This window comes from Amycolatopsis pithecellobii (assembly GCF_009707865.1).
GTDB lineage: Bacteria > Actinomycetota > Actinomycetes > Mycobacteriales > Pseudonocardiaceae > Amycolatopsis_E > Amycolatopsis_E pithecellobii.
On the sequence record NZ_WMBA01000013.1, the window covers coordinates 64,121 to 87,051 of the forward strand.

Genomic DNA, 22,931 nt, shown 5'->3' on the forward strand with positions numbered 1-22,931 from the left:
ACGCCTGTGCGGGTCCTATCGGGACGGATCGCACAGATCGACATCACGGTACGTAGCGGGGTCAAACAGGTTTCTAACACTCGGCCGCCGGATCGGCCTGCCGGTTTCGTACCGTCGCGTAAGGTACGACCCGGTTATGGACTTCTCACTGCTCGGGCCGGTACGAGCGTTCTTGGACGGGCGCCCCGTCGACATCGGCGTTCGCAAGCAGCGGTTCGTCCTCGCGGTGCTGCTGCTGGAAGCCAACAAGCACGTGCCGGCGGACCGGCTGATCGGGCTGGCCTGGCCGGAGGGCGAGGCACCGGACACCGCCCGGGCCGTGATCCACACCCAGATCAGCCGCCTGCGCGCGACTTTCGCCGGGAGCGAGGACGTCACGCTGGTGCGCGAGGGATCCGGCTATCAGCTGCGCCTCGACCCCATGCGGGTTGACGTGTTCCGGTTTCACGCCCTGTGCGCGCGGGCACGGGCCGCCACTGACGAACGCCGGATCGAGCTTCTGGAGGAGGCGCTGGCGCTGTGGGAGGGACCGGCGCTCAGTTCGGTGGCCACCGAGGAAATCCGGCTCCGGGTGGCCGCGCCACTGGAAGAGGCGCGGCTGGGCGCGCTGGACGACCGGTTCGAGGCGTACCTCCGGCGCGGCCGCGAGATCGAGATCATCCACGAGCTCGCCGAGGCAGCCACCGAGCACCCGCTGCGCCAGCAGCTGGTGGCCAAGCTGATGCTCGCCCTGCACCGCCTGGATCGCACGCCCGAGGCGCTGGCGACGTACCAGCGGCTCTACCAGCACCTCGACGAGGAACTGGGCATCGAACCGGCGCCCGCGGTGCGCCAGCTCCAGTTGCGGATCCTGCGCGACGACCCGTCGCTCATGCCGTTCACCGGACCCCGCCAGCTGCCGCCGGACGTCGACCACTACACCGGCCGCCACGAGCACCTGGACACCCTCGCCGGGCTGTTCGGCACCGGCGACCGGGTGCCGGCCGTGGTCGCGATCACGGGCAAGCCCGGGCTCGGCAAGACCGCGCTCGCGATCCGCGCGGCCCACCGCCTGGCTTCGCGGTTCCCGGACGGGCAACTGTTCGTCGACCTGCACGGCGCCGGTGCCCGGCCGCGTGACCCGGCCGAGGTCCTGGCCCGGTTCCTCCGCGACCTCGGGGTCGCGAGCACCGACCTTCCGGCATCTCTGGAGGAACGGATCGGGATGTTCCGGGACCGCTCCGCGACCCGCCACATCCTCGTCGTCCTGGACAATGCGGCCGACGAGGAGCAGCTGCGCCCGCTGATTCCGGGGAACCCTGAGTGCGGTGTGCTGATCACCAGCCGTCGCCGCCTGACCGGGCTGGACCTGCGTGGCCTGATCGATCTCGACGGCTTGGCCGACGCCGACGCCCTCGCGTTGCTGACCGGCCTGGCGCCCTGGGTCGCTGACGCGCCGCGCGAGGCCGCCGGGGAGATCGTCCGGCTCTGCGGCGGTTTGCCCTTGGCTCTGCGGATCGTGGGCGCGAAGCTGCGGTCCCGCCCGCACCAGACGGTTGCCGACCTGGCCGCGCGCATGGCAGACGAACGCGATCGTCTGGACGAGCTCGTCGGCGGCGACCGGGAGGTCCGGGCCAGCTTCCTGCTCAGCTACGCCGGCCTGGAAGCCGACCAGCAGCGTGCTTTCCGGCTGCTGGCGGCCTTGCCGGACACCGGTTTCGCGGCCTGGGCGGCGGCCGTGGCGCTTGGCGGGGACCTCCGTACCACGGAACGGCTGCTGGAAAGCCTCGTGGACGTGAACCTGCTGGAGTGCGGGCGCGGTGAGTTCACCGCGACCAGGTACCACTTCCATGACCTGATCCGCTTGTACGCCAGGGAAAAGCTCTCGCCGCCGGATCGCGCGGCGGTCTGGTCGAGGCTCACTGACGTCTACCTGTACCTGGGGAAACGCGCGGACGCCCGGCTGGAGTTCGGCGGCCTGCACCGGTTCACCCCGCCGCCGCTGGCGCTGGACGCGCCCCGGCTGCTGGCGGACGTGGACCGGAATGCGCCGGCGTGGCTGGCGGACGAGCACGCCTCGATCGTCCACGCCGTGGAACTGTCGGCGGCGGCCGGCGACGATGCGACGACCTGCCGGCTCTCGGCGACCGTGGCGGCCTTCCTGGAACTGCGCGCCCAGTGGAGCGACCTGAAGCGCGTGGCGGAACTCAGCCACGCCGCGGCAACCAGAATGGACAGTCCATACTGGACTGCCTACGCCCTGTTCGCGCTCGGCCTGGCGGCCAGGGAAACGCGGGATTTCGTGACTTCGGAGCGTTCCTTCAAAGATGGGCTGGCGGTCCTGCCGCGCGCGGGCGACCCCTTGCTGGAGGTCGTCATCCTGTTGTCGGTGGGCGTATCCCACCGGTTGCAGGGGCGGTGGGACGAGGCGGCGTCACATTTCGCCGGGTGCCTGTCCAGATTGGACTCCCTGGCCGCGCCACGGTGGCGAGCCTATACCCTGCGGGAGTACGGCGTGCTGCACCGTTACCGGGGCCAGTGGGCGAAGGCGAAGGAGTTTTTGACCGAAGCCATCGCGACGTACCGCGCGCTCGGCGATGTGAGGTGGGAGGCGGCCAGTGGGCGCGAGCTCGGGATTGTCCATCAGGACGAAGGGAATCACGCGGCGGCGGTCGAACAGTTGACGGCCAGCCGCGAAGCTCTCCGGGGCGTCGGCGACGGCAGGCGAGAAGCCGCCACGCTCCGTTGCCTCGGCTGGGTGGCGCTGGAAGCGGGCAACCTTCCCGAAGCCCTCGCGTATGCCGGGCAAGCCCGGGAAACTCTCAGTCGAACGCGGGACACTCACGGCCTGGCCTGCGCGGAGGTACTGCTGGGCGACATCCATCTCGCACTGGGCGATGCGGAGACCGGGCGTGCCCATCTGGACCGGGGAGTGGCCTACCTCGACACCTCCGGCGATCCCCGGTGGCGTGGAAAGTCCATGCTCAGCCTGGGCCGCCACCTGGCCGCGGCCGGCGACCATCCGGGCGCCCGCGTGGCGTGGGAAAAGGCGTGGGCGGACCTGTCCCGGATCGGCGCTCACGAAAGTGCGACGGTACGTGCCTTGCTGGACAAGTGAGCAGGACGCTTCTCGCACAGGTGGAAGTGGTCCGGGCACCGAGGCCGTTGTATAACGACATATACGCGACGGCTTTGTTGGCTGCGGCCTCCACACGATAACCAGGCACCTCGCCAAGCACTTGGCAGTGGACGGAATCACGGGCCTGGACGTTCTGCGACCTGGAGCAGTTCCACCGCCACCTCTCAACGCCGCGGCATCTTTCGCCGTGAACTCCTCGAAGCTGCTGGCCGGGGACGCGTCGGTCCTCCGGCTTGACCTGGAGCGCGCTCCAGGTCCTAGTGTCGGCGGCGTTCGTCAGCCCTCGAGGTACCGCCCGGGTCCGCCGGGCAGGAGGAGTATCCGCGCATGATCACCGGAACCACGCTCGGCTCGCCCGGTCTCACCGTCAGCGCAATGGGCCTGGGGTGCATGGGGATGAGCGAGAGCTACGGCGCCGCCGACTGGGAGGGCGGCCTGGCCACCATCGACCGGGCTCTGGAGCTGGGCATCACGTTCCTGGACACCGCCGACGCCTACGGCACCGGGCACAACGAGGTGCTGGTGGGCCGGGCCATCCACGGCCGCCGGGACCAGGTGCAGCTGGCCACCAAGTTCGGCGTCGACCGCAGCGCCGGCGACCGGGCACGCCGCATCCGCGGTGCCCGGGACTACGTGCTGCGCGCCTGCGACGCCTCGCTGCTGCGGCTGGGAGTCGAGGTGATCGACCTGTACTACGCCCACCGCCCACCCCAGGACGTGGAGATCGAGGAGACTGTCGGGGCGATGGCCGAGCTGGTCGAGGCGGGCAAGGTCCGCCATCTGGGCCTGTCCGAGGTCGACGGCGAGCTGCTGCGCCGGGCGCACGCGGTGCACCCGATCACCGCGGTGCAGAGCGAGTACTCGCTGTGGACCCGCGACGTCGAGGCGGTCACCCCGGTGATGGCCGAGCTGGGGGTCGGGCTGGTGCCGTACTCGCCACTGGGGCGGGGGTTCCTGACCGGCACCCTGGACCGCTCCACGCTGGGCGAGAAGGACTTCCGGCGCACCAACCCCCGCTTCGCCGGCGAGGCAGGCGAGGCCAACGAGAAGATCGCGCAGACCGTGCGCCAGGTGGCCGACCGGCTGGGCGCGACCCCGGCCCAGGTGGCGCTGGCCTGGGTGTACGCCCAGGCCGAGCGGCTCGGGGTGGCGGTGGCGACTATTCCGGGCACCCGCAGCCCGGCCCGGCTGGAGCAGAACGCGGCCGCCCTGGAGCTCACCCTGGACGCCGAGGCGCTGGCCGCGCTGGACCCGCTGAGCGACCAGGTGATCGGCGAGCGCTACACCCCCGTGTACGCCGCTGAGGTCGCTCGGGGTTAGCCGGCCGGGACGGTGGTCTGGCGCTCAAGGACGCCGATACTGGTGTGGCCATGGGGTCGGGCAGCCCGGCTTATCTGCTGACCTACCAAGGAAATCCTGCCGACCTGGTGCCGGGGACCGAATGCTCTCGGGTTGGGGACCTTCGTGTCTTTGCGGGTAGCGAGGCGAATAGGAAGAGTCGAAGTCACGACAAAACTCCGACGCGCACGAGCGCACCCGGTGTGCACATCAGTCCTCGCGCCGGGTTGCGGCCGATCGCCAGGAGGCTGTCATGGGAGAGGCACCGGGTTCCGCGCGTCAGGCACCGCTGCCGATCGGTACCGCGTGGTTGTCGGTTGTGCGGTGCGTCATGGCGAGTTTCGTGATGCTGCTGCGGCGGGAGGTTCAGCTGCCGAGGGGCAACGTGGGCAGGGTGATCCGGTTCGCCGACGGCACCGAGGCGCGGGTGTACCGGGAGACCGTCGCGGACCGGGTGCCTCGTGACCCCTGCTTCCTGGCTGTCTCGTTCCGGCTCATCGGAGTGCGCGGGCAAGGACATGCGCTGTTCCGATGGGAGAGCTTGCTCAACACGCCACTGTTCATTGGTTTTCCGGGATTCGTCTCGAAGCTGTGGCTCGCCCACGACAGCAACGGCACCTACCGCGGCCTTTACGAGTGGGACGGCGCCGGCGCCGCGGAGCGGTATGCCCGCTCGCTGTGGCGAGTGCTGGAACTGGTCTGCGTCCGCGGCTCGATCGACTACCGGGTGGTCCCGGGCGTGCGACGCGACGACATGCTCGCTGGCCCGGACGCGCTGACCGGACACGCGCAGCCCGGGGAGCGGGCATGGTGGCGGGTGGGTGGCACGCGGTGAGCGCGGGGCCGGATGTCCTCGTTGTCGGGGCAGGGCCCACCGGGCTGACGACCGCATTGCAGGCACACGAGAACGGAGCCACGGTGCGCATCGTGGAGCGCAGGCCGGTGGCGTTCCGCCCATCACGGGCAATGATCATGCACTCGCGCGCCCTGGAGAGCCTGCGCCCCTTGGGCGTCACCGCCGGCCTGCTCGACCGAGGCGACCGGGCTCCGCGAGCTGAGCTGCACCTGGGGCCAAGGCGGGTGTCCGCTCGGCTCGCCGATGTGGGGCTGCGGGACACCGCGTTTCCGCACCTCACGCTGCTGCGGCAGATGGATGTCGAGGAAGTCCTGACCGACGCGCTCAAGGCGCGAGGCGTCGAGGTGGAGCGCGGTGTCGAGTTCGTCGACCTGAGCCAGGACGCCGCGGCAGCACATGTGGTACTCCGCCATGGCGGCCAGTCCGAGCAGACGACCTGCCGCTTCGTCGCCGCCTGCGATGGCGCCGGCAGCACCGGCCGCCGTATCGCCGGCATCGGCTGGCAGGGCGCACCCTACCGCGAGCAGGTCATCCTCGCTGACGCGGAACTCGACGGCGAACTGACGCCGGGTGTCATGCATGTCGTCGCGGCACGGCAGGGACTGGTCTTCGTCTTCGCCCTCGGCGAGGGTGCGACCTGGCGGATCCTCGCGACTCGCCCGCGGCAGCACGACGTGCCGTCCGGGCAGCCTGGGGAGGAGGTCCCGGCCGCCGACGTACAACGAATTCTCGATGACGCACAGTTGCCTGTCCTCGTCCGGCACCTGCGCTGGTCCAGCCAGGTGCGCCTCCAGCACCGGCTGGCACAGTCGTTTCGCGACGGTCGGCTTTTCCTCGCCGGCGACGCCGCACACACGCATTCCCCGGCGGCGGCCCAAGGAATGAACACCGGAATCCTGGACGCGGTGAACCTGGGCTGGAAACTGGCGTTCGCCAATGACGACGGGCAACACACCGCCCTGCTCGATTCCTACCAGGCCGAGCGGCGCCCCGTCGCCCGGCAGGTACTCGCGCTCACTCACCTGGTGTTCTTCGCCGAGGCGTCAACCCACCCACTACCCGCGCTCGTACGGGGGACGCTGGTCCCGCTGTTGGCCCCGGCGCTCCCGCCGTTGCTCAACGAGCCGCACCTGATGGCGCAGGTGGTCCGGTTTCTGTCGCAAAGTTGGGTGCGCTACCGGCACAGCACCCTGTCAACGGCCGGCAGACCAGGTGGTCCTGGCCCGCGGCCCGGTGATCGCCTGCCTGACGCCGAGGTGGAGTGCGACGGCCGAACGGCGCGGCTGCATGACCTGACCGCCCGCCCGGGCGTGCAGCTCTTGCTCGAGCGCGGCAGCCTGGTCCTCGACGACGCCCCGCTCGGCAGGCATGTCACCGTGCACCGGGTCAGCAGCTGGACCGGCCACGGACTGGTCGCCGTCCGGCCGGACGGTTACGTCGGGTTCCGCTGCGGCGCCAGTGACATCCGCCGGCTCACTTCGTGGCTCGATGTGATCGCCGCCCGCTGACATTTCGCGGGCCTCCGGTATGGGATCGCCGGTGTTTCACATCGGGTATGGGCTCACTCCGGCTGTTCGGCGTGGCGGGCGGCGGCCCGCAGTGTTGCCGCTTGCACGGCGCCGACGAACGGGGCGACGACGGTCCAGTAGGCGCGGAACTTGGCACGGCTGGCGCGGTCGGTGAGTGTGACGCGGATGTCGTATGTGGACAGTGATCGTGATTCACCGTAAGGCGCGGCGGAAAGGGAGAAGACGATTTTGCCGTAGCCCGGCTCGTCGAAGGCAGTGAATTCTCCTGGTTCGACGTGTCGCCATTCGATGACGGGTTGCCAGAATTTGCCGACCACGCCGGCTGTGATTTCCGCGCCGGGTCGTTCGCCCAGGATGAGCCATTCCGAGCCGGCGGCCAGGTCTTGGAACGTCAGCCTGGTCGGCATGCGTGGTGGCTTGTGATGGCGGTTGTGCCAGCGCTCGGGAAGCTCCCGTACCCAGAAGGCGGCGTTCACGACGCCACCGCCGACTTCCGTGAAATCGATCTCTCGCAGCGCGCGGTAGGCGCGTGCGACCGGCGCGGCCACCACGAGGTGCCGGGTTTGCATGACGTTGTGGTGCGGGGCGAGCTGGTCGATGAGCAACTCGCCGCGGGTTTCGGTGGTGGTCATGTGCAGCACCGCCTTCCTGTCGCGTTTCCCCGTTTCTCCGACCGTCGCTCGTGGCGACCGTGAGGGAAAGAGCCGAAGGTCCCCGGACTCCGGCTGACATTCGGCTCTGTCGCCACGCCCGGGTGAGGCGGGAGGCTGGAGGGGCTTGATGATCCACAATGGACAGGAGAGTGCCATGAACGATCGGGAGAACGCCCGGGCGGCACGGGAGGCGCGTGAGTCGGCGGCAGAGCGCGTTTCGTCGCACACCGCAGAGCAGCTCGCTGAGCGTGCCATCAAGCAGTACCTGTTGTCCCGGGCACGCGACGATCAACGGGTCGAGGACGACAAAGACAAGTGAGCGATCTGCGGCCCTTTCGCGAACAGGGCTTCACATCCGGCTGGGAACGATGACGGCGCGACCGGTGAGGTCGCCCGCTTCCAGCCTGTGGTAGGCCTCGATCGCCTCATCGAGGGGGAACGTGGTGGTGGCGGCGCGGAGGTGTCCGCGGGCGGCGAGGTCGAGGACCTCGATCAGCTCCGGGCGACTGCCCCAGTAGGTGGTCTGGACCGACAATTCGTAGGGCAGCGTGAAGAATCCGATGGGGAGGGTGCCGCCACCGAGGCCGATGATGGTGAGATCCCCGAGCGTGCGGGCGCTTTCCGCGGCGAGGGCCAGCGTGCGGTCGTTGCCGACGCAATCGAATATGGCGTCGGCGCCCTTGCCCCCGGTGAGGTCGCGGATCTTCTGGCTGGTCTCGGCCTCGGCAGGCAAAGCATGGTCGGCGCCCGATTCCTCGGCGAGGGTGAGCGCGTCTTTGCGGGTGTCGACCGCGACGATGCGGGTCGCGGTGGTGGCGCGCAGGATCTGCACGGCGAGGTGGCCGAGGCCGCCGATGCCGATGACGACGGCTGTGGTGCCGGGGGCGAGTTTGGGCCAGGAGCGACGGATGGCGTGATACGGCGTGAGGGCCGCGTCTGTCAGCGGCGCCGCCGTCGCGGGGTCCAGGCCGTCGGGCAGCGGGACCAGGTGGCGGGTGCTCGGCACGAGCATCAGTTCGGCCGCGCCACCGTCGAGGCCGAGCCCGCCACCCCCGCTGGGCACCGGCGCCTGGGCGGGGTTTTCGCAGTAGGTTTCGATGCCGAGCCGGCAGCGGGCGCAGGTGCCACAACCCCACGGACCGTAGACGGCCACGGCCTGGCCGATCTCGAGGCCGCTTGTGCCGGGGCCGAGTTCGTGGATCCAGCCCGCGTTTTCGTGGCCGAGCGTGAACGGCGGTCCCCACGGGAGCTGACCCGGGCCGAAATCGTGCATCAGATGCAGATCGGAGTGACAGGCACCGGCGCCACCGATCCGCACGACGGCTTCGCCGGGTCCGGGGTGTGGTTCCGGCACGTCGGTGAGCACCGGCTCGCTTTTCCACTGGGTCAGGCGCAGGGCTTTCATCGGTGTCCTTCCGTCGTTGGCCACCTCCATGTTCGCGGCTACCGCGACGGGTCGGTCAGGGGCCAAAGGCCATTGTCGTCGAGGCGGAAGTCAGTACTCGTTCATAACGCTCAGAGCAGCCAGGGGTTGTGGCGCACCAGCCGGGCCCACTGCCTGCCCAGGCCCCAGGTGTCACCGGCGAAGACGAAGGCCAGCACGATCAGCACAAGTGCGTACATGAAGTGGTAGTCGACGATCGGGTTGGTCGAATGCGTCGCCTGTCCGGCGTCGTTCGCCTTGGCCAGCGGCCATTCCGCGATCCACATCAACGCCATCATGAGCGTCCCGGCGACAGCCGAAATCCGCAGGACCACGCCCAGCAGCACGGCGAGCCCGATGGCGACGAGACCGATCATGAACAGCCAGTCCGCCCAGGGTGCGCCGGCCCAGGAGCGCAGGGTGGCGGCCATCGGCCCGGCGTGCACGGTGCTGAGGAACCCCTGGGTCGGTGAACCGCCGTTGATCCACGCGGCCTGGCTGGTGGTCGAGTAGCCGAGTCCGAACGTCTTGTCCAGAAACGCCCACAGGAACAGGAAAGCGGTAGCGATGCGCAGGATGGCGACCGCCCTGGCGCCGGAGGTGGTCATGTGGGCCCCGTGCGCGACGGGGATCTGTGCCGGCGTGGCCAGTCTCGGTTCTTGACGGATGGACATGGCGTCTCCTTTTCCCAGTGGTTCCTGATTCGGTCTTGAGTCTGTTGTCCTGCAACGCGAAGCGTCTGGGGGACAAAGTCCTCTGCCCTGGGGACGTATGCCCGCCGTGAGCACGAAGCATGACCGTGGAAGGCCGTTGGTCACCGGATCAGGGGTCGGATTACCGCGTCGAAACTATGAGTGCCGGCGGTTTGCTGGGTGTTGTCAGCATTTTCCACACGAGAGGAGAGTGGCTATGTCGTCCTTGATTCCTCGTACCAGGAGCATGTTTCCGGGTCTGACGGAGTGGCTGGATGCGGCGTGGCCCTTTGCCGAGCACAACCTGGTCCGCATCGAGGAGTCCGCGGAAGGCGGCAAGTACACGGTGCGTGCGGAGCTCCCCGGGTTCGACCCCGAGAAGAACATCCATGTCATGGCCGAGGGTGGGCTGCTCACCATCTCGGCACAACGCGAGGGAAAGACAGAAGAGAAGGGCCGCAGTGAGTTCCACTACGGCTCGTTCCGCCGGACCGTGTCGCTGCCTGCGGGCGCCGACACCGAGAAGATCACCGCGAACTACCGCGACGGGATCCTCGAGGTCACCGTGCCTTATCGGGAGACCAAGCCCGGCAAGCACGTCGAGATCGAAATCGGCAAGAAGTAGCGCCGGACAGTGACCCGGTCGAGGCGGCGGCCTCGGCCGGTGGTGACTTCAGGCTCTCGAAACGGGGGTGTGACGTCGAAAGACTGGGCGCCGGAACGAGGGAGTGCATGATGGCAACGGTTTCGGTCACCCATCGGGCGGGCGACGAGTTCCGGGTCGAGACCCGCGATCATGTCGTGCTGGTAGACCAGCCCGGCGACGACGGCGGCATCGGCCCCACGCCGGTCGAGTTACTAATCCGGCCAAAAGTAGGCAGACCCCGAGCAGCACGTAACCGTTGCCACGCACGCCGTTGCGCCGTGCACAACACGCTGCGCGTTCCACCACTCGTCGAAGTCGCCGTCGCCGCGACGAACCTCGCACCCACGGGAGGCACAGCATGACCGTCGTCAAGGACCTGACGGAGATCCAAGCGGCCGACGAGGTCGCCGCTGGGGGCAAGGGTGCGAACCTGGGGGAGATGACGGCCGCCGGGTTTCCGGTGCCGCCGGGTTTTGTCGTCCTTCGCGATGCCTACTGGGCAGGTATGGACTTCGCGGGGGTGCGGGAGCAACTCGCGCGGTTGCATGCCGAGACTCTGGCCGCCGCGGACGACCCGGACACGCTCGCCGGGAATTGCGCGCGAATGCGGGATTTGGTACGGACGGCGAAGCTCGCCCCGGAGGTCCGGGCGGAGGTGCTGGCCGCCTACCGCCGCCTGGGCCCGGACACCCGGGTTGCCGTGCGCTCGTCGGCTACGGGCGAGGACAGCGCGGACGCGTCTTTCGCCGGGATGAATGCCACGTTCACCAACATTCGGGGCGACGACGCGGTGGTGGAGGCACTGCTCGGTTGCTGGGCTTCGGCGTTTTCCCCGCGGGTGGTCGCCTACCGCGCGGAGCGGGGTTTCACGGGCGAGCCGGCGATCGCGGTGGTGGTGCAGCGGATGGTCGAGGCCGACCGGGCCGGTGTGATCTTCACCGCCGATCCGCGTACCGCGGACCGGGCACGCCTGGTCGTGGAGGCGGTGTTCGGGCAGGGGGAAACGCTGGTGTCCGGCGCGGTGGAGCCGGATTCCTATGTGGTGGACAAGAAAAGCCTCCACGTGGAGTCGGCGCGGATCGGCGAGCAGAAGTACAAGATCGTGCGCGGCGAGGGCGGGGATGAGCGGATCGAGCTGCCGCCGCAGGCTGCGCGGCGCCGCGTGCTGGACACCACAACCGTGCGGGAGCTGGCGCTGCTGGCAGTGCGAGTTGAGGAGCATTATGGGCGCCCGCAGGACATGGAATGGGCGATCGACCCGGACGGTGCGATCTTCCTGGTGCAGACCCGGCCTGTCACCACCCTGACCGAGTCCACTTCGGACAAGAAGTCGCTCCTGCAGGGCCTCGCCGCTTCTCCGGGAACAGCGAGCGGTGCCGTGCGCGTGCTGACCGCACCGCAGCAGGGCAAGCAGCTGCGGCCCGGCGAGGTACTGGTCGCGCCGATGACCAACCCTGACTGGGTGCCCACGATCCGGCGTGCCGCGGCGCTGGTCACCGACGGCGGCGGGATGACCTGCCACGCCGCGATCGTCGCGCGTGAGCTGGGCGTGCCGTGCGTCGTCGGGACCGAGCACGCCACCAGTGTCCTGCGCAACGGTCAAATCGTCACCGTTGACGGGGGCGCTGGTGAGATCACGCTCGGCGCCAAGGCCACGGCGACCCGCACCGAGCCGATCGCCACGCCGGGCCAGGTCGCGCTGGAGCCGATCGCGACGCGGCTTTACGTCAACCTCGCGATGCCCGAGCAGGCCGAGCACGCGGCCGCCCTGCCGGTCGATGGCGTGGGGCTGCTGCGGGCGGAGTTCATGCTGACCGAGGCGCTGGGCGGGCGGCACCCGCGGGACCTGCTTGCTCATGGCGAGCAGAAGTCCTTTGTAGACGCGATGACGGAGAATCTGTTACGCATCACCGGGCCATTCGCGCCGCGGCCCGTGGTCTACCGGGCGACCGACTTGCGCAGCAACGAGTTCCGCGGCCTGACCGGCGGCGCGGACTATGAGCCGCACGAGGACAACCCGATGATCGGCTACCGCGGCTGCTACCGGTACATCCGGCAGCCCGACCTGTTCGCGCTCGAGCTCGAGGTGCTGGCGCGGGTGCGGGAGCAGACGCCGAACCTGCATCTGATGATCCCGTTTGTGCGCACGAAGTGGGAGCTGGAGGAGTGCCTGCGGTTGGTCGAGCAGAGCCCGCTCGGGCGGCAGCGCGGACTGCACCGGTGGGTCATGGCCGAGGTGCCGTCGGTGATGTACTGGCTGCCCGAGTATGTGGGGCTGGGTATCGACGGGGTTTCCATCGGCAGTAACGACCTCACCCAATTGATGCTCGGCGTCGACCGGGACTCGGCCGAGTGCGCGGAGTTGTTCGATGAGGCCGATCCGGCCGTCCTTGACGCGATCGGCACGATCGTGCGCAAGGCACGGTCGCTGGGCATCCCGTCGTCGCTGTGCGGGCAGGCGCCGTCCAACCGGCCGGAGTTCGCCGATCACCTGGTGCGCCTGGGCATCACCTCGATCTCGGTCAACCCCGACGCCGTCGGCCCCGCTCGCGCGGTCATCGCCTCCTCCGAACGTCGCCTGCTGCTCGAACACGCGCACCAGCACACGTGACAGCGTTGGGGTGCGGGCCGGAAGTCCTCGAACCTCGGGACGCTCGGCTGCTGTCTTCCCGGTGGGACTTCTCCAGCGTTCCCTGCGGTGGGAAGAGAGGCATCATGACGGACTTCCCTGGCTATGACGCGGCCTTCGGCTTCCATGGTCCCGGGCTGCCCTTTCCGGCCGACGCGTTCGAGGTGCTCGAGGCGGCAGCGCACGAAGATCTGGCGCGGGCCGCGGGGGTGGCGCAGGAGGTTGTTGCCGCAGGGGCCGGGGTGCAGACCGTGCGCGAGCGGTTTCCGCCGATCCCGTTGCTGGTCGAGGAATCGAGGCGGGCGCGCATGATCGTGCTCGGCCCCTCCGGACGTGGCGGCGGTGTCCGTCAGGTCATGGCCGGAACCCGGCAACGACACCACCACTGGATCCGCGAACACGGCGAAGACCTTCCCGAAGTCCGCAACTGGACCTGGGCCTGAGCCGGGAAGACCGAGAGAGGCCCCATGGAACGTACTCAGCCCGGTTCGAGCGTGGTACTGGCCGACGGTGAGGTCGTCCTCGTCCGGCCATTGCGTCCATCGGACACCGCCGCCGTGCTCGCCCTGCATCAGGGCCTGGACGAACACGATCGCTACCTGCGTTTCTTTGGCGCACCGGGCCGGCTCGACCAGCTCAGCGCGCGCATCGCGGGCGAGCCGGGGCCGCGGCACGGGGCCGTCGGCGCTTTCCGCCAGAACCGTCTGGTCGGGGTGGCGCATTTCGAGGTGTCCGCGGATCCGACCGAGGCGGAGGTGGCGCTTGCGGTGGACGGTCGTGCCCAGGCGCACGGCGTCGGGACGGTGTTGCTGGAGCACCTCGTGTCGCTGGCGCGCGCCCAGGGCATCCGCCGGTTCACCGGGGAGGTGCTGGCCGGGAACAGCAAGATGGTCCGCGTCTTCGCCGACCTGGGGTTGCCATACCGGATGACGCCGGATGGGCCGGAGCGGCAGTTCGTGCTGGTGCTGGAACCGGGAGAGGATTACTGGTCGGCGCTCGCCGAGCGGGAACGGGTTGCGGATGTGGCGAGCCTGCGGGCGGTGTTGCGGCCGGCCTCGGTCGCGGTGATCGGGGCAAGCCGCCGAGCCGGCTCGGTCGGGCATGCGGTGTTGCGCAATCTGCTCGACGGCGGGTTTGCCGGGCCGTTGTTCGCGGTGAATCCGCACGCCACCGAGATTTCTGGGGTGCCTTGTGCCGCTTCGGTGCTGGAGTTACCGCAGTGTCCCGAGCTGGCGGTCGTGTGCGTGCCCGCCGGGGCGGTGCCCGAGACGGTCGAGGAGTGCGGGAAACGCGGTGTGCGCGCGGTGGTGGTGATCTCGGCCGGGCTGACCGGCAGCGAGCTTGGCCCGCGTGTCGTGGCCGCCGCCCGGACCTACGGGATGCGGCTGGTCGGGCCGAACTGCGTCGGCGTGGCGAATCCGGGCGCGGCACTGAACGCGACGTTCGTGCCCGGTACGGTTCCGGCGGGGCCGGTGGGCGTGGTGACTCAGTCCGGCGGGTTCGGCATCGCGTTGCTGGAATCGTTGCGGCGGCTGGGGATCGGCGTGTCGAGTCTGGTGTCCACCGGCGACAAGTACGACGTCAGTGGCAACGACCTGCTGCTGTGGTGGCAGCGTGATACGGCGACCGAAATCGCGGTGCTGTACCTGGAGTCGTTCGGCAACCCGCGCAAGTTCGGGCGGCTGGCCCGCTCGCTGGCGCGGACCAAGCCGGTTGTCGCGATCCGCACCGGCGGCACCGAAGTGGCCCAGCGCGCGGCCGCGTCGCACACCTCGGCCGCGGCCACGCCGGCGGTCACCAGGGACGCGCTCTACGAGCAGGCCGGGGTCATCGCCGTCGACACCGTCAGCGAGTTGGTCGAGACGGTGGCGGCGCTGTCCTGGCAGCCGCTGCCCGCCGGCAACCGGGTTGCCGTCGTCAGCAACGCGGGTGGCGCTGGGGTCCTTGCCGCGGATGCCTGCGCCCGCCACGGATTGACCCTGCCCGACGTGCGAGACGAAACCGAGGCCGCGCTGCGTGCGCTGCTGCCCGGCCAGGCCTCGCTGCGCAACCCCATCGACACCACTGCCGGCGTGGACGCGGAGACGTTCGGCGCCTGCCTCGACGCCGTCCTCGCCGACCCGGGCGTGGACGCCGTGCTCGCCGCGACGGTGCCGACAGCGCTCGGCGACCCGACGGTCGCCGTGCCGCGGCGGGCTCGCGGCTCGGGCAAACCGGTGCTGGCCGTCCGCCTCGGGCAGCTCGGCCACGTCGAACCGCTCCCGGACGAGCAGGGACCTGCGACGGCAAGCTATGCGGATCCGGCCGACGCCGCAGCGGCGCTCGGCAACGTGACCCGGTACGCCCGGTGGCGGGCGGCGCCGGACGATCCGGCTCCGGAGCCGGCCACTGTGGACGCATCTCGTGCGGAGGCGCTGGTGCGCCGGTGCCTCGCACGCGGTCGCCGCTGGCTCGCGCCCCTGGAGGTCGCGGAACTGTTGCGCTGCTTCGGTGTTCCAACCGTCGAGACCCGGTACGCGGTGGACGAGGACGAGGCTGTCGCCGTCCTCGGGACCCTGCAGCCGCCGGTGGTACTGAAGGCCGATGTCGAGGGCGTGGTGCACAAGAGCGCCCAGGGCGGCGTTGTCCTCGACGTCACCGACGAGGCCACGGTGCGGGAGGTCGTCCGCGAGTGGCGTCGGAAGTTCGGCGCCGCGTGGCATGGCGCGGTCCTGCAACCGATGGCCGCGCGCGGCCGGGAGCTGCTCGTGGGCATCAGCTCCGACGCGGTGTTCGGCTCGCTGGTCGTGTTCGGGCTCGGCGGCACGGACACGGATCTGGTCGCCGACCGGGCAGCTCGGCTCGCCCCGCTGACCGGCACCGACGCCGACCGGTTGCTGGATGGGTTGCGGTCGTCGGCGATGCTGTTCGGAGATCTCGACCGGACCGCGGTGCGGGAGGTGCTCCTGCGGGTGAGCCGGCTCGCGGAGCTGTTGCCGGAGGTCGCGGAACTGGACCTCAACCCGCTCGTGGTGACTGGGAGCGGATGCCTTGCGCTCGACGCGCGCATCCGCATCGAACCCCGCACACCCGCCGACCCGTTTCTGCGGCGACTGCGGACCTGAGGAGGTTCACCAAGTACGAATGCGCCGAGGACCGAAGTCCCGTGGGGCGGGGACGTCATCCTCTCTGGGGAGTGTGGCCGTGGCGGGAATCGTGCACTGGTGAACCGTGAGGAGTGTTGCGATGTCCGGTACTGGTCTCGCCCGGGGTCCCCTTGTGACGGCGCTGGAAGCGGCGGTATGGGCGCCGTCGCCGCACAACACTCAGCCGTGGTATTTCGAGGTCGACGGGGATCGGGTCGCGGTGTTCCTCGATCCCCGGCGGGTGCTCGCGATCGTCGACCCGGAGGGCCGGGAAGCGCGCCTGTCGTGCGGCGCGGCGATCCTGAACATGCGGGTCGCGTTGCGCGCCGCCGGACGGCGACCGGTCGTTCATCTGCTTCCGGATCGGGCGGCGCCGGAGTGTCTCGCGGTCGTGCAGGCCGGCGCCCTGTACCGGCCGACGCCGGTTGATGCGGAGTTGGCCCGCGCGATCGTCCGGCGGCGCAGCAACCGCCGCCCCTTCGCCGACCAGGCGGTTCCGCCTGGAGTGCGGGAAGCGCTGATCCAGGCGGCGCGGAAGGAGGGCGCCGACTTGGTCCTGCTGAACGAACCCGCATCGCTCGACGAGGCGGCGGCGCTGCTGCGGCGGGCCGAGCACCTGCAGAGCGAGGACCCGGCCTTTCAAGACGAGTTGAGCAGTTGGACCACCGACAGCCACGAAAGCGACGAGGGAGTGCCGGTGCATGCCGGTGGTCCGCGGCCGCCGGCCGGAACGTTGCTGTCGCTGCGCCAGTACGGGAATCCGCGGCAACGCATGGAGCGGCCGTACGAGCCCGAGCCGCTGGTGGTGGTCCTCGGGTCCTTCACGGACACACCGCTGGCGCACGTGCGGACCGGCCAGGCGCTGCAGCGGGTTCTGCTGACGGCCGCGTCCATGGGCGTGAGCGCCTCGTTCCTGTCACAGCCGATCGAGATGCCCGCGACCAGAACAGCCCTGCGCGAGCTGGTGGGCGGGCACACCTACCCGCAGGCCATGCTGCGCCTGGGGTACGGCTATCCCAGTCCGCCGACCGGGCGCAGGCCCGCGGAGGCCGTGACGCGCCGGACCGAGTGCGGGTCGGTGCCCACGTCCGGGATGGACGGAGGCGAGGATCGATGACCGTGATCTGGCTGATTGTCTGGCTGATCTACCACACGCCCGACGTCGCGGCGTGGGGTCCGTGGAACAACTGGGGTGTCGCGTTGTTCGTGTGCCTCGCCATCGACCTGATCGGCGCGATCGCCTCGCGCGGCCGCCGGAGGGTGAAACAGTAGGCGGGTCAAGTCCCCAGCTCGGTGTCCGCGGACACCACGGGGCGCGGCCATCGAGGCGAAGGCCGTGGGAAACCCCGACCAGAACGGGGCCTCGGGCATTCCCGGAAAGGCCGAAGGACCCTTCGCCCGGTGCGCGTCGCGGGGAAGGCTCGAAACCGGAAGGGGGCGGTGACGTGAACGGACAGCGATGGTGGCGGCTGGCTCAGCTGGGCCGGAATCCGCTCGTGCGGTCGGTCGATCGGCTGGAGAACGCCCTGCTCGTCCTGGCGGTGCTGTTGATCGTCCTGGCGGTTCCCTTCGCCTGGGCGCTGGGTTCCCACACCTATCAGGCGCAGCGTGCGGTCGCCGACTCAGCGGTCGCCGAGCGGCACCCCGCGACCGCCGTGCTGCTGGCGGACGCGCCTCCGCAAATCGTGACACCGCAAGGCGTTCCGACGAACAGCCTGGCGGCTGCCGAGGCGACCTGGTGGCTCCCCGACGGCACCGAACGCACGGGCCTGGCGCCAACCGACCGCGGCGCCGCGAAGGGCACCCGGGTCCCGATCTGGCTGGACCGGGCGGGCAACGCGGTGGCGCCGCCACCGCAGCCAGGCGATGCGCTCACGGTGGGCGTCTCGACCGGAGTGGTGACCTGGCTGGGTTTCGCCGCGCTTGCCGGCGGTGCTTTCGGTGTGGCGCGGGCGTTGCTGGATCGCCGAAGGCGGCAGCAGTGGGAGCGCGAGTGGATGGCGCTGCGCATCGGGCACAGCCATTCCTGACCAAAGACGAGGAGGACATCGTGAGGGCGCGCGACATCATGAGCTCACCGGCGGTGGTCACGCATCCCGGTGAGCCGGTCAAGGCCGTTGAGCACACGTTGGCACAGCGTGGGTTCACCGCGCTGCCGGTGGTGGACGAGGATGACCGGGTGGTGGGGATCGTGACCGAGGCCGATTTCGTGGCCGACCGCTTCCCCGGCGAGCCGCACCGAGTGGCCCGCACGGTCGACGAAGTCATGACGGCCCCGGCGAGGTCGGTCGATGTCAACGACAACGCGGCAGTGCTGGCTCGGCTGATGATCGATGAGCACCTCCGCTGCCTCCCCGTGATCGACCGGGGCCGGCTCGCCGGCGTGGTGACACGGCGGGATTTCCTGCGGGTGCTCGCAAGGCCGGACCAGGTGCTCGCCTACGACGTGCAAACCCGGCTCGCCGTGTTCGGCAGCAAAGACCGGTGGCTGGTGGATGTGCACGACGGTGCGGTGACGATCGTGGACCGGTTCGACAGCGAAGCCGACCGTGAGGCCGCGGTCCTGCTTGCGGAAGGGGTGCCGGGCGTGATCAGTGCGCGGTGCTACGTCGGCGAGATCGAACACCAGGAAGAGCAGGCATGAACACCCCGATCGTGGTCGGCGTCGACGGGAGCAGGCAGTCGCTCCGGGCCGCCGCATGGGCGGCCGCTGAAGCCGCACTGCGGCACGCCCCTCTGCACATCGTGAACGCATTCGGTATTCCCGGGGCCTTCGACGGCGAGACGAAGCCGCCCGGCGACTGGCTGGATCCGCACCGCCGCGAGTCGGAGAGCATCGTGCGGGCGGCCGTCGAGGGCGCCGAGCGCCGGCATCCGCGGCTGGTGACCGAGCAGGAGTCCGTTTACGAGGCTGCGGTGCCGCTGCTGCTGCGCCGGTCCGAAGGCACGCGGATGATGGTCGTCGGTTCGGCAGGGCGCGGTGTGCTCGGCGACCTTGTCGTCGGGTCTGTCGTCACGGCGCTCGCCACGCATGCCCGGTGTCCGGTCGCCGTGATCCGCGGCGAGGAGCGCGGCGGCGAGGCGCCGGTCGTGGCCGGAGTGGACGGTGGGCCCGCCTCGGAAGCGGTGCTGGCGCTGGCTTTCGAGGAGGCGTCGGTGCACGGCGCACCCCTGGTCGCGTTGCACGTGTGGGCGGATCTGAATGCGGCGCGGATTTTCGCCGGGGCGTTGGCGCCGTTCGACGTCGAGCCGGTACGGCAGGCGGAGACCCGCGTGCTGGCCGAGGCGCTCGCGGGCTGGCAGGAGAAGTTCCCCGACGTCGAGGTCCGGCCCGTGGTGGAGCAGGACAGCCCGCGACAGCGCTTGCTCGAGTGGAGCAGACGGGCCCGGATGGTCGTCGTCGGCAGCCGGGGCCGCGGCGGATTCACCGGCCTGCTGCTGGGTTCGACGAGCCAGGCACTCATCCAGCACGCGGGCTGCCCCGTGCTGGTCATCCGCCGGTAGGCAAAGGAGCGCGCGATGCGGGCACATGCAGGCGACTGGATCGTCGTCAAGAGTCGTACGGTCGGCGGTGCCGAACAACGAGGCCGGATCATGGAAGTGGGTTCGCCCGAGGGCGCGCCACCTTACGTCGTCCACTGGATGCAGGACGACCGTGTTTCGACCTTCTTCCCGGGCACCGACGCCCAGGTGCTCACCCCGGACGAACTCGCCGCCGCCGAGGCGCGGCAGCGCATCCGGTTCCAGGCCATCCAGCACGAAATCGTGGGGTCGAGGAGGAAACCCTGAAGACCACGAAGAGCCTCGTCGTCGGGGTGCACGCCGGCCGGGGCCGGCTTCCGGTGGCCGTGACCACGAAGACCGTGCCGTTCGTTACCAATCCGGGACCGCGCCCGATGACGAGGTCCTTGGTCCCTGCCGGTGGGGGACGCGAGGCCCTGCCCGAACGCCGCGGCTTCGCAGCATGCTCGTTTCATGGTTGATACGGGGGCGCGGCACCTGATTCTGGTGGGCGTTGTGGGTTGGGCGGCCCGGGAGGCTGCCGCCGGGGTAGAGGTCGAGACCGATTTGCGGGTGGGGACGCAAACCCTGTGACACCAGAGGAGGCAGATCATGCGTGAGAAGCAGTGGCGAGTCGAGATTTTCATCGACGAACACGAGAATCGCACCCGTGCGCAGGCCCGGTTGCACAACCCGGACGAGACGGGGTTCGTCGGCACCGGCGTCGCGCGCTTGAACCCGCGCGACGCCGACGTACCCGAGATCGGCGACGAACTTGCCGTGTCACGCGCGCTGGCCGACTTGGCGCACCGGCTGCTCGACGCGACAGCCGAAGACATCGAGGCCATCACCCACCGGGAAGCCCACTTGGAACGGTGAAGCGATGAAACCCTTACAGATCCAGGATGTGATGACCACCGATGTCCGTTCCGTGCACCGGACGACGCCGGTCAAGGAGGTCGCGACCATTCTGGCCGAACATCGGGTCAGCGCCGTTCCGGTCGTGGATGACGAGTGCACCGTGGTCGGCGTGGTATCCGAGGCCGACCTCCTGCCGAAGGAGGTCCCGCCCGGCCGTTGGTCGCGCCGGGATAAGGCGCGTTACGCCGCGCGGACGGCTGAGCAGGTCATGACCAAGCCTGCGCGCACTATCGAGGCCGGCAAATCCATTGTGGAGGGCGCACGCCGGATGACGAACGAACGTGTGAAGCGCTTTCCCGTGATCGATCGCCACGGCAAGCTCGTCGGCATCGTCAGCCGCGCGGACCTCGTCGCCTTGTTCGCCCGCGGGGACGAGGCGCTGCGCGCGGAGATCGTGCTGGACGTGTTCGAGGAGATACTGCTGGTATCCGGGAAGCAGGCGGAGGCGGCGGTCTCGGTCGAGAACGGCGTGGTGACGCTGACCGGCGAGCTGGACCGCAAAAGCTCTGTGCGCCTGGCCGTCTCGCTGACGCGCCGAGTCCCCGGTGTCGTCGACGTGGTCGACCGTTTGACGTTCGCGTTCGACGACACGCACCTCAAGCCCGCCGAGGCGGACAACCGCGGCATTCTGGGCTGGTGACCCCGCGGTGCCGGAGCTGACCGGCGCCGCGCGGCGTAGTGCGCAACGCCCGCATGCGGGTGGCCTTTGGCCACTCGGATGAATGCCCTCGTGCCCTGTCGGCGATATCCCCGCTTGCCCACGATCAGCACCGAGACAACCAAGGGAGGCAATGGTGAGCAGTCTTGGCGTGGCGATCGTTCGCCAGTACCAGCGTGGCGTGGTGTTTCGGTTCGGGCAGATCCGTCCGGTGCGGGAGCCCGGTATCCAGTTCATGATCCCGTTGGCCGACCGGATGCGGAAGGTGAGCCTGCGGACGGTGACCATGCCGATCCCGTCCCAGCAGGTCATCACCAAGGACAACGTGTCGATCGGAGTGGCCGCGGTGGCGTATTTCCGCCGGGTGGACCCGATCCAGTCGATCGTCGCGATCGAGAACGTGGAGGACGCAATCAGCCAGATCGCGCAGACCACCGTGCGCAACGTCGTGGGCAGGTCGAATCTCGACGATGTGCTGTCGGAGACGGAAAAGCTGAACGAGTCGATCAAGGATATCCTCGACATCACCACCGAACGGTGGGGAGTGCTCGTCGAGTTGGTGGAGCTGAAGGACATCGAGCTGCCGCAGTCGATGCAGCGGGCGATGGCACGGGAGGCCGAGGCTGAGCGGGAGAAGCGCGGCAAGATCATCGCGGCGGAGGGTGAGGCGTTGTCGGCCGGGAAGCTCGCCGAGGCGGCCGACGTCATCCAGCGGCACCCGGTTGCGTTGCAGCTGCGGAATTTGCAGGTGCTGGGGGAGATCGCCATCGAGCGGAACTCGACGATCGTGTTCCCCGCACAGCTGATGGACAGTTTCCGCGCCTTGAACTCCTTCGTGGACCGGGAGACGGGCGCGCGGGCGGATGGGATCGTGCCGGCGGCGTATGCGGCTGAATGAGCACCAAGGCGCCACCGGCTGTCAGGTCGGTGAGCGAGCCGTCGTTGATCCCCATGACGATGGTCGCGTCCACGTCTTTGCCCGGCGCCGGGCGTGGTGCGCGGGCGAAGGTGACTGTGCCCTCGGCGAGGCCGTGCCTCAGACACTGAGGTCCTCTTGTGGCGCGCCAGTCAGATAGGCGACGCGTGTGGCGAGCGCGACCGTGTGGTCGGCGAATCGCTCATAGAACCGGCCGAGGAGGGCGAGGTCCATCGCTTCGGTGAGGGTCACCGGCGGCTCGCACGCAAGGATCAATGGCTCGAGTGCGGTCGTGAGGCGGTCCATCGCATTGTCCTGCGCATCGAGTTTGCGGGCGGCGGCCGGGTCCTGGTTCGCCAACGCCTCGCGGGTCTTCGCTGCCATTCGTTGCGCCAGTTCGCCCATCTCGGCGATGGTGGAGCGCAGGGCTTCCGGCACCGCGGGGGTGGGATGGCGCCGTTCGACGATTTCCGCGATGTGCCGGGCCAGCGCGCCCATGCGGTCCAGGTCCCCGCTCATGCGCAGGCCCGCGACGATCATGCGCAGGTCGGAGGCGACCGGTTGCTGCCGCGCGATCAGTGTCACGGCGTCGGCGTCGACGAGGCGGTGCAGCCGGGCGATCGTCTCGCCTTGCGCGGTCAGTCCCCGTGCCGCCTCGATGTCGTTGTCCAGCAGGGCTTTCGTCGCCTCCTGGATCGCGGTCTCCGCGAGCTGGGCGAGATCGCCGAGCCGGTCCTGGAAATATGCGAGTTCCTGGTGGTATGCGGTGCGCATGGCCCATCTCCTCGTCCTCGGATCGAGCACAACGTAGGACGGGCCTTGCGCTCCACCACAGGGACTTTGGTCACCGGAGCCGGTGCCGCAAACGTCGTACCCGGTGGGGACATCGTGCCCTGTCTTTGCTCGTGGGAGAGCGCAAAAGTGGG

General features: G+C 69.6%; 23 protein-coding genes. 19 read left to right on the top strand and 4 right to left on the bottom strand.

The window, feature by feature from the left end; genetic code table 11:
- The first annotated feature begins 136 nt into the window (after positions 1–136).
- From GKO32_RS11410 to GKO32_RS11425, 4 genes are all read left to right on the top strand, one after another.
- Positions 137–3,097, top strand: a complete 2,961-nt coding sequence (locus GKO32_RS11410; RefSeq protein ID WP_154756799.1) for an AfsR/SARP family transcriptional regulator — start codon at positions 137–139, stop codon at positions 3,095–3,097.
- Positions 3,098–3,445: 348 nt separating this feature from the next.
- On the top strand, positions 3,446–4,438 hold the full coding sequence (locus tag GKO32_RS11415) for an aldo/keto reductase (RefSeq protein ID WP_154756800.1): 993 nt from the start codon (positions 3,446–3,448) through the stop codon (positions 4,436–4,438).
- Positions 4,439–4,709: 271 nt separating this feature from the next.
- Positions 4,710–5,291: a hypothetical protein gene (locus GKO32_RS11420; RefSeq protein WP_154756801.1), complete on the top strand. Its 582-nt coding sequence runs from the start codon at positions 4,710–4,712 to the stop codon at positions 5,289–5,291.
- Entirely contained in the window at positions 5,264–6,820 is a 1,557-nt protein-coding gene (locus tag GKO32_RS11425) for an FAD-dependent monooxygenase (protein WP_154756802.1), read from the top strand. The genes GKO32_RS11420 and GKO32_RS11425 overlap by 28 nt, the downstream gene beginning before the upstream one ends.
- Before the next feature lie 53 nt (positions 6,821–6,873).
- Here GKO32_RS11425 and GKO32_RS11430 read toward each other — a convergent pair whose 3' ends face one another.
- The gene (locus GKO32_RS11430; RefSeq protein WP_154756803.1) at positions 6,874–7,473 is read right to left on the bottom strand and encodes a hypothetical protein; all 600 of its coding nucleotides are present in this window, start codon (positions 7,471–7,473) and stop codon (positions 6,874–6,876) included.
- A gap of 175 nt (positions 7,474–7,648) precedes the next feature.
- Between GKO32_RS11430 and GKO32_RS11435 the strand changes: the two genes are divergently transcribed.
- Positions 7,649–7,813, top strand: a complete 165-nt coding sequence (locus tag GKO32_RS11435) for a hypothetical protein (RefSeq protein WP_154756804.1) — start codon at positions 7,649–7,651, stop codon at positions 7,811–7,813.
- A 30-nt stretch (positions 7,814–7,843) separates the two neighbouring features.
- Here GKO32_RS11435 and GKO32_RS11440 read toward each other — a convergent pair whose 3' ends face one another.
- Entirely contained in the window at positions 7,844–8,899 is a 1,056-nt protein-coding gene (locus GKO32_RS11440; RefSeq protein WP_154756805.1) for an NAD(P)-dependent alcohol dehydrogenase, read from the bottom strand.
- 110 nt (positions 8,900–9,009) lie between these two features.
- The gene (locus GKO32_RS11445) at positions 9,010–9,591 is read right to left on the bottom strand and encodes a DoxX family membrane protein (RefSeq protein ID WP_154756806.1); all 582 of its coding nucleotides are present in this window, start codon (positions 9,589–9,591) and stop codon (positions 9,010–9,012) included.
- Positions 9,592–9,826: 235 nt separating this feature from the next.
- On the opposite strand from GKO32_RS11445, the gene GKO32_RS11450 reads away from it, so the two are divergent.
- The 14 genes from GKO32_RS11450 (at position 9,827) to GKO32_RS11510 (ending at position 21,987) form a co-directional block, all read left to right on the top strand.
- Entirely contained in the window at positions 9,827–10,234 is a 408-nt protein-coding gene (locus GKO32_RS11450) for an Hsp20/alpha crystallin family protein (RefSeq protein ID WP_154756807.1), read from the top strand.
- Between the two features lie 110 nt (positions 10,235–10,344).
- Positions 10,345–10,617 carry a hypothetical protein gene (locus tag GKO32_RS11455; protein ID WP_154756808.1) on the top strand — a complete coding sequence of 91 codons (273 nt, stop codon included), beginning with the start codon at positions 10,345–10,347 and terminating at the stop codon, positions 10,615–10,617.
- A complete protein-coding gene (gene ppsA, locus GKO32_RS11460) occupies positions 10,614–12,866 on the top strand; it encodes a phosphoenolpyruvate synthase (protein ID WP_154756809.1) in 2,253 nt (750 codons plus the stop codon). The genes GKO32_RS11455 and ppsA overlap by 4 nt, the downstream gene beginning before the upstream one ends.
- A gap of 104 nt (positions 12,867–12,970) precedes the next feature.
- A complete protein-coding gene (locus GKO32_RS11465; protein ID WP_154756810.1) occupies positions 12,971–13,327 on the top strand; it encodes an adenine nucleotide alpha hydrolase family protein in 357 nt (118 codons plus the stop codon).
- Between the two features lie 24 nt (positions 13,328–13,351).
- Entirely contained in the window at positions 13,352–15,988 is a 2,637-nt protein-coding gene (locus tag GKO32_RS11470; protein WP_154756811.1) for a bifunctional acetate--CoA ligase family protein/GNAT family N-acetyltransferase, read from the top strand.
- Positions 15,989–16,109: 121 nt separating this feature from the next.
- Entirely contained in the window at positions 16,110–17,126 is a 1,017-nt protein-coding gene (locus GKO32_RS11475; RefSeq protein ID WP_154756812.1) for an Acg family FMN-binding oxidoreductase, read from the top strand.
- Positions 17,123–17,281, top strand: a complete 159-nt coding sequence (locus GKO32_RS37950) for a hypothetical protein (RefSeq protein WP_166459494.1) — start codon at positions 17,123–17,125, stop codon at positions 17,279–17,281. The genes GKO32_RS11475 and GKO32_RS37950 overlap by 4 nt, the downstream gene beginning before the upstream one ends.
- A gap of 173 nt (positions 17,282–17,454) precedes the next feature.
- Positions 17,455–18,039 carry an Rv1733c family protein gene (locus GKO32_RS11480; RefSeq protein ID WP_154756813.1) on the top strand — a complete coding sequence of 195 codons (585 nt, stop codon included), beginning with the start codon at positions 17,455–17,457 and terminating at the stop codon, positions 18,037–18,039.
- Positions 18,040–18,059: 20 nt separating this feature from the next.
- Positions 18,060–18,653 carry a CBS domain-containing protein gene (locus GKO32_RS11485; protein ID WP_312867805.1) on the top strand — a complete coding sequence of 198 codons (594 nt, stop codon included), beginning with the start codon at positions 18,060–18,062 and terminating at the stop codon, positions 18,651–18,653.
- Positions 18,650–19,513 carry a universal stress protein gene (locus GKO32_RS11490; protein ID WP_154756814.1) on the top strand — a complete coding sequence of 288 codons (864 nt, stop codon included), beginning with the start codon at positions 18,650–18,652 and terminating at the stop codon, positions 19,511–19,513. The genes GKO32_RS11485 and GKO32_RS11490 overlap by 4 nt, the downstream gene beginning before the upstream one ends.
- Before the next feature lie 15 nt (positions 19,514–19,528).
- Positions 19,529–19,798: a DUF1918 domain-containing protein gene (locus GKO32_RS11495; RefSeq protein WP_154756815.1), complete on the top strand. Its 270-nt coding sequence runs from the start codon at positions 19,529–19,531 to the stop codon at positions 19,796–19,798.
- A 324-nt stretch (positions 19,799–20,122) separates the two neighbouring features.
- Positions 20,123–20,389, top strand: a complete 267-nt coding sequence (locus GKO32_RS11500) for a DUF1876 domain-containing protein (protein ID WP_154756816.1) — start codon at positions 20,123–20,125, stop codon at positions 20,387–20,389.
- Positions 20,390–20,393: 4 nt separating this feature from the next.
- Positions 20,394–21,071, top strand: a complete 678-nt coding sequence (locus GKO32_RS11505; protein WP_154756817.1) for a CBS domain-containing protein — start codon at positions 20,394–20,396, stop codon at positions 21,069–21,071.
- Positions 21,072–21,222: 151 nt separating this feature from the next.
- Positions 21,223–21,987: a slipin family protein gene (locus tag GKO32_RS11510; protein WP_154756818.1), complete on the top strand. Its 765-nt coding sequence runs from the start codon at positions 21,223–21,225 to the stop codon at positions 21,985–21,987.
- Positions 21,988–22,125: 138 nt separating this feature from the next.
- On the opposite strand, the gene phoU is transcribed toward GKO32_RS11510, so the two are convergent.
- Positions 22,126–22,779, bottom strand: coding sequence for a phosphate signaling complex protein PhoU (gene phoU, locus GKO32_RS11515; RefSeq protein ID WP_154756819.1), 654 nt, complete (start codon positions 22,777–22,779; stop codon positions 22,126–22,128).
- Between the last annotated feature and the right edge of the window lie 152 nt (positions 22,780–22,931).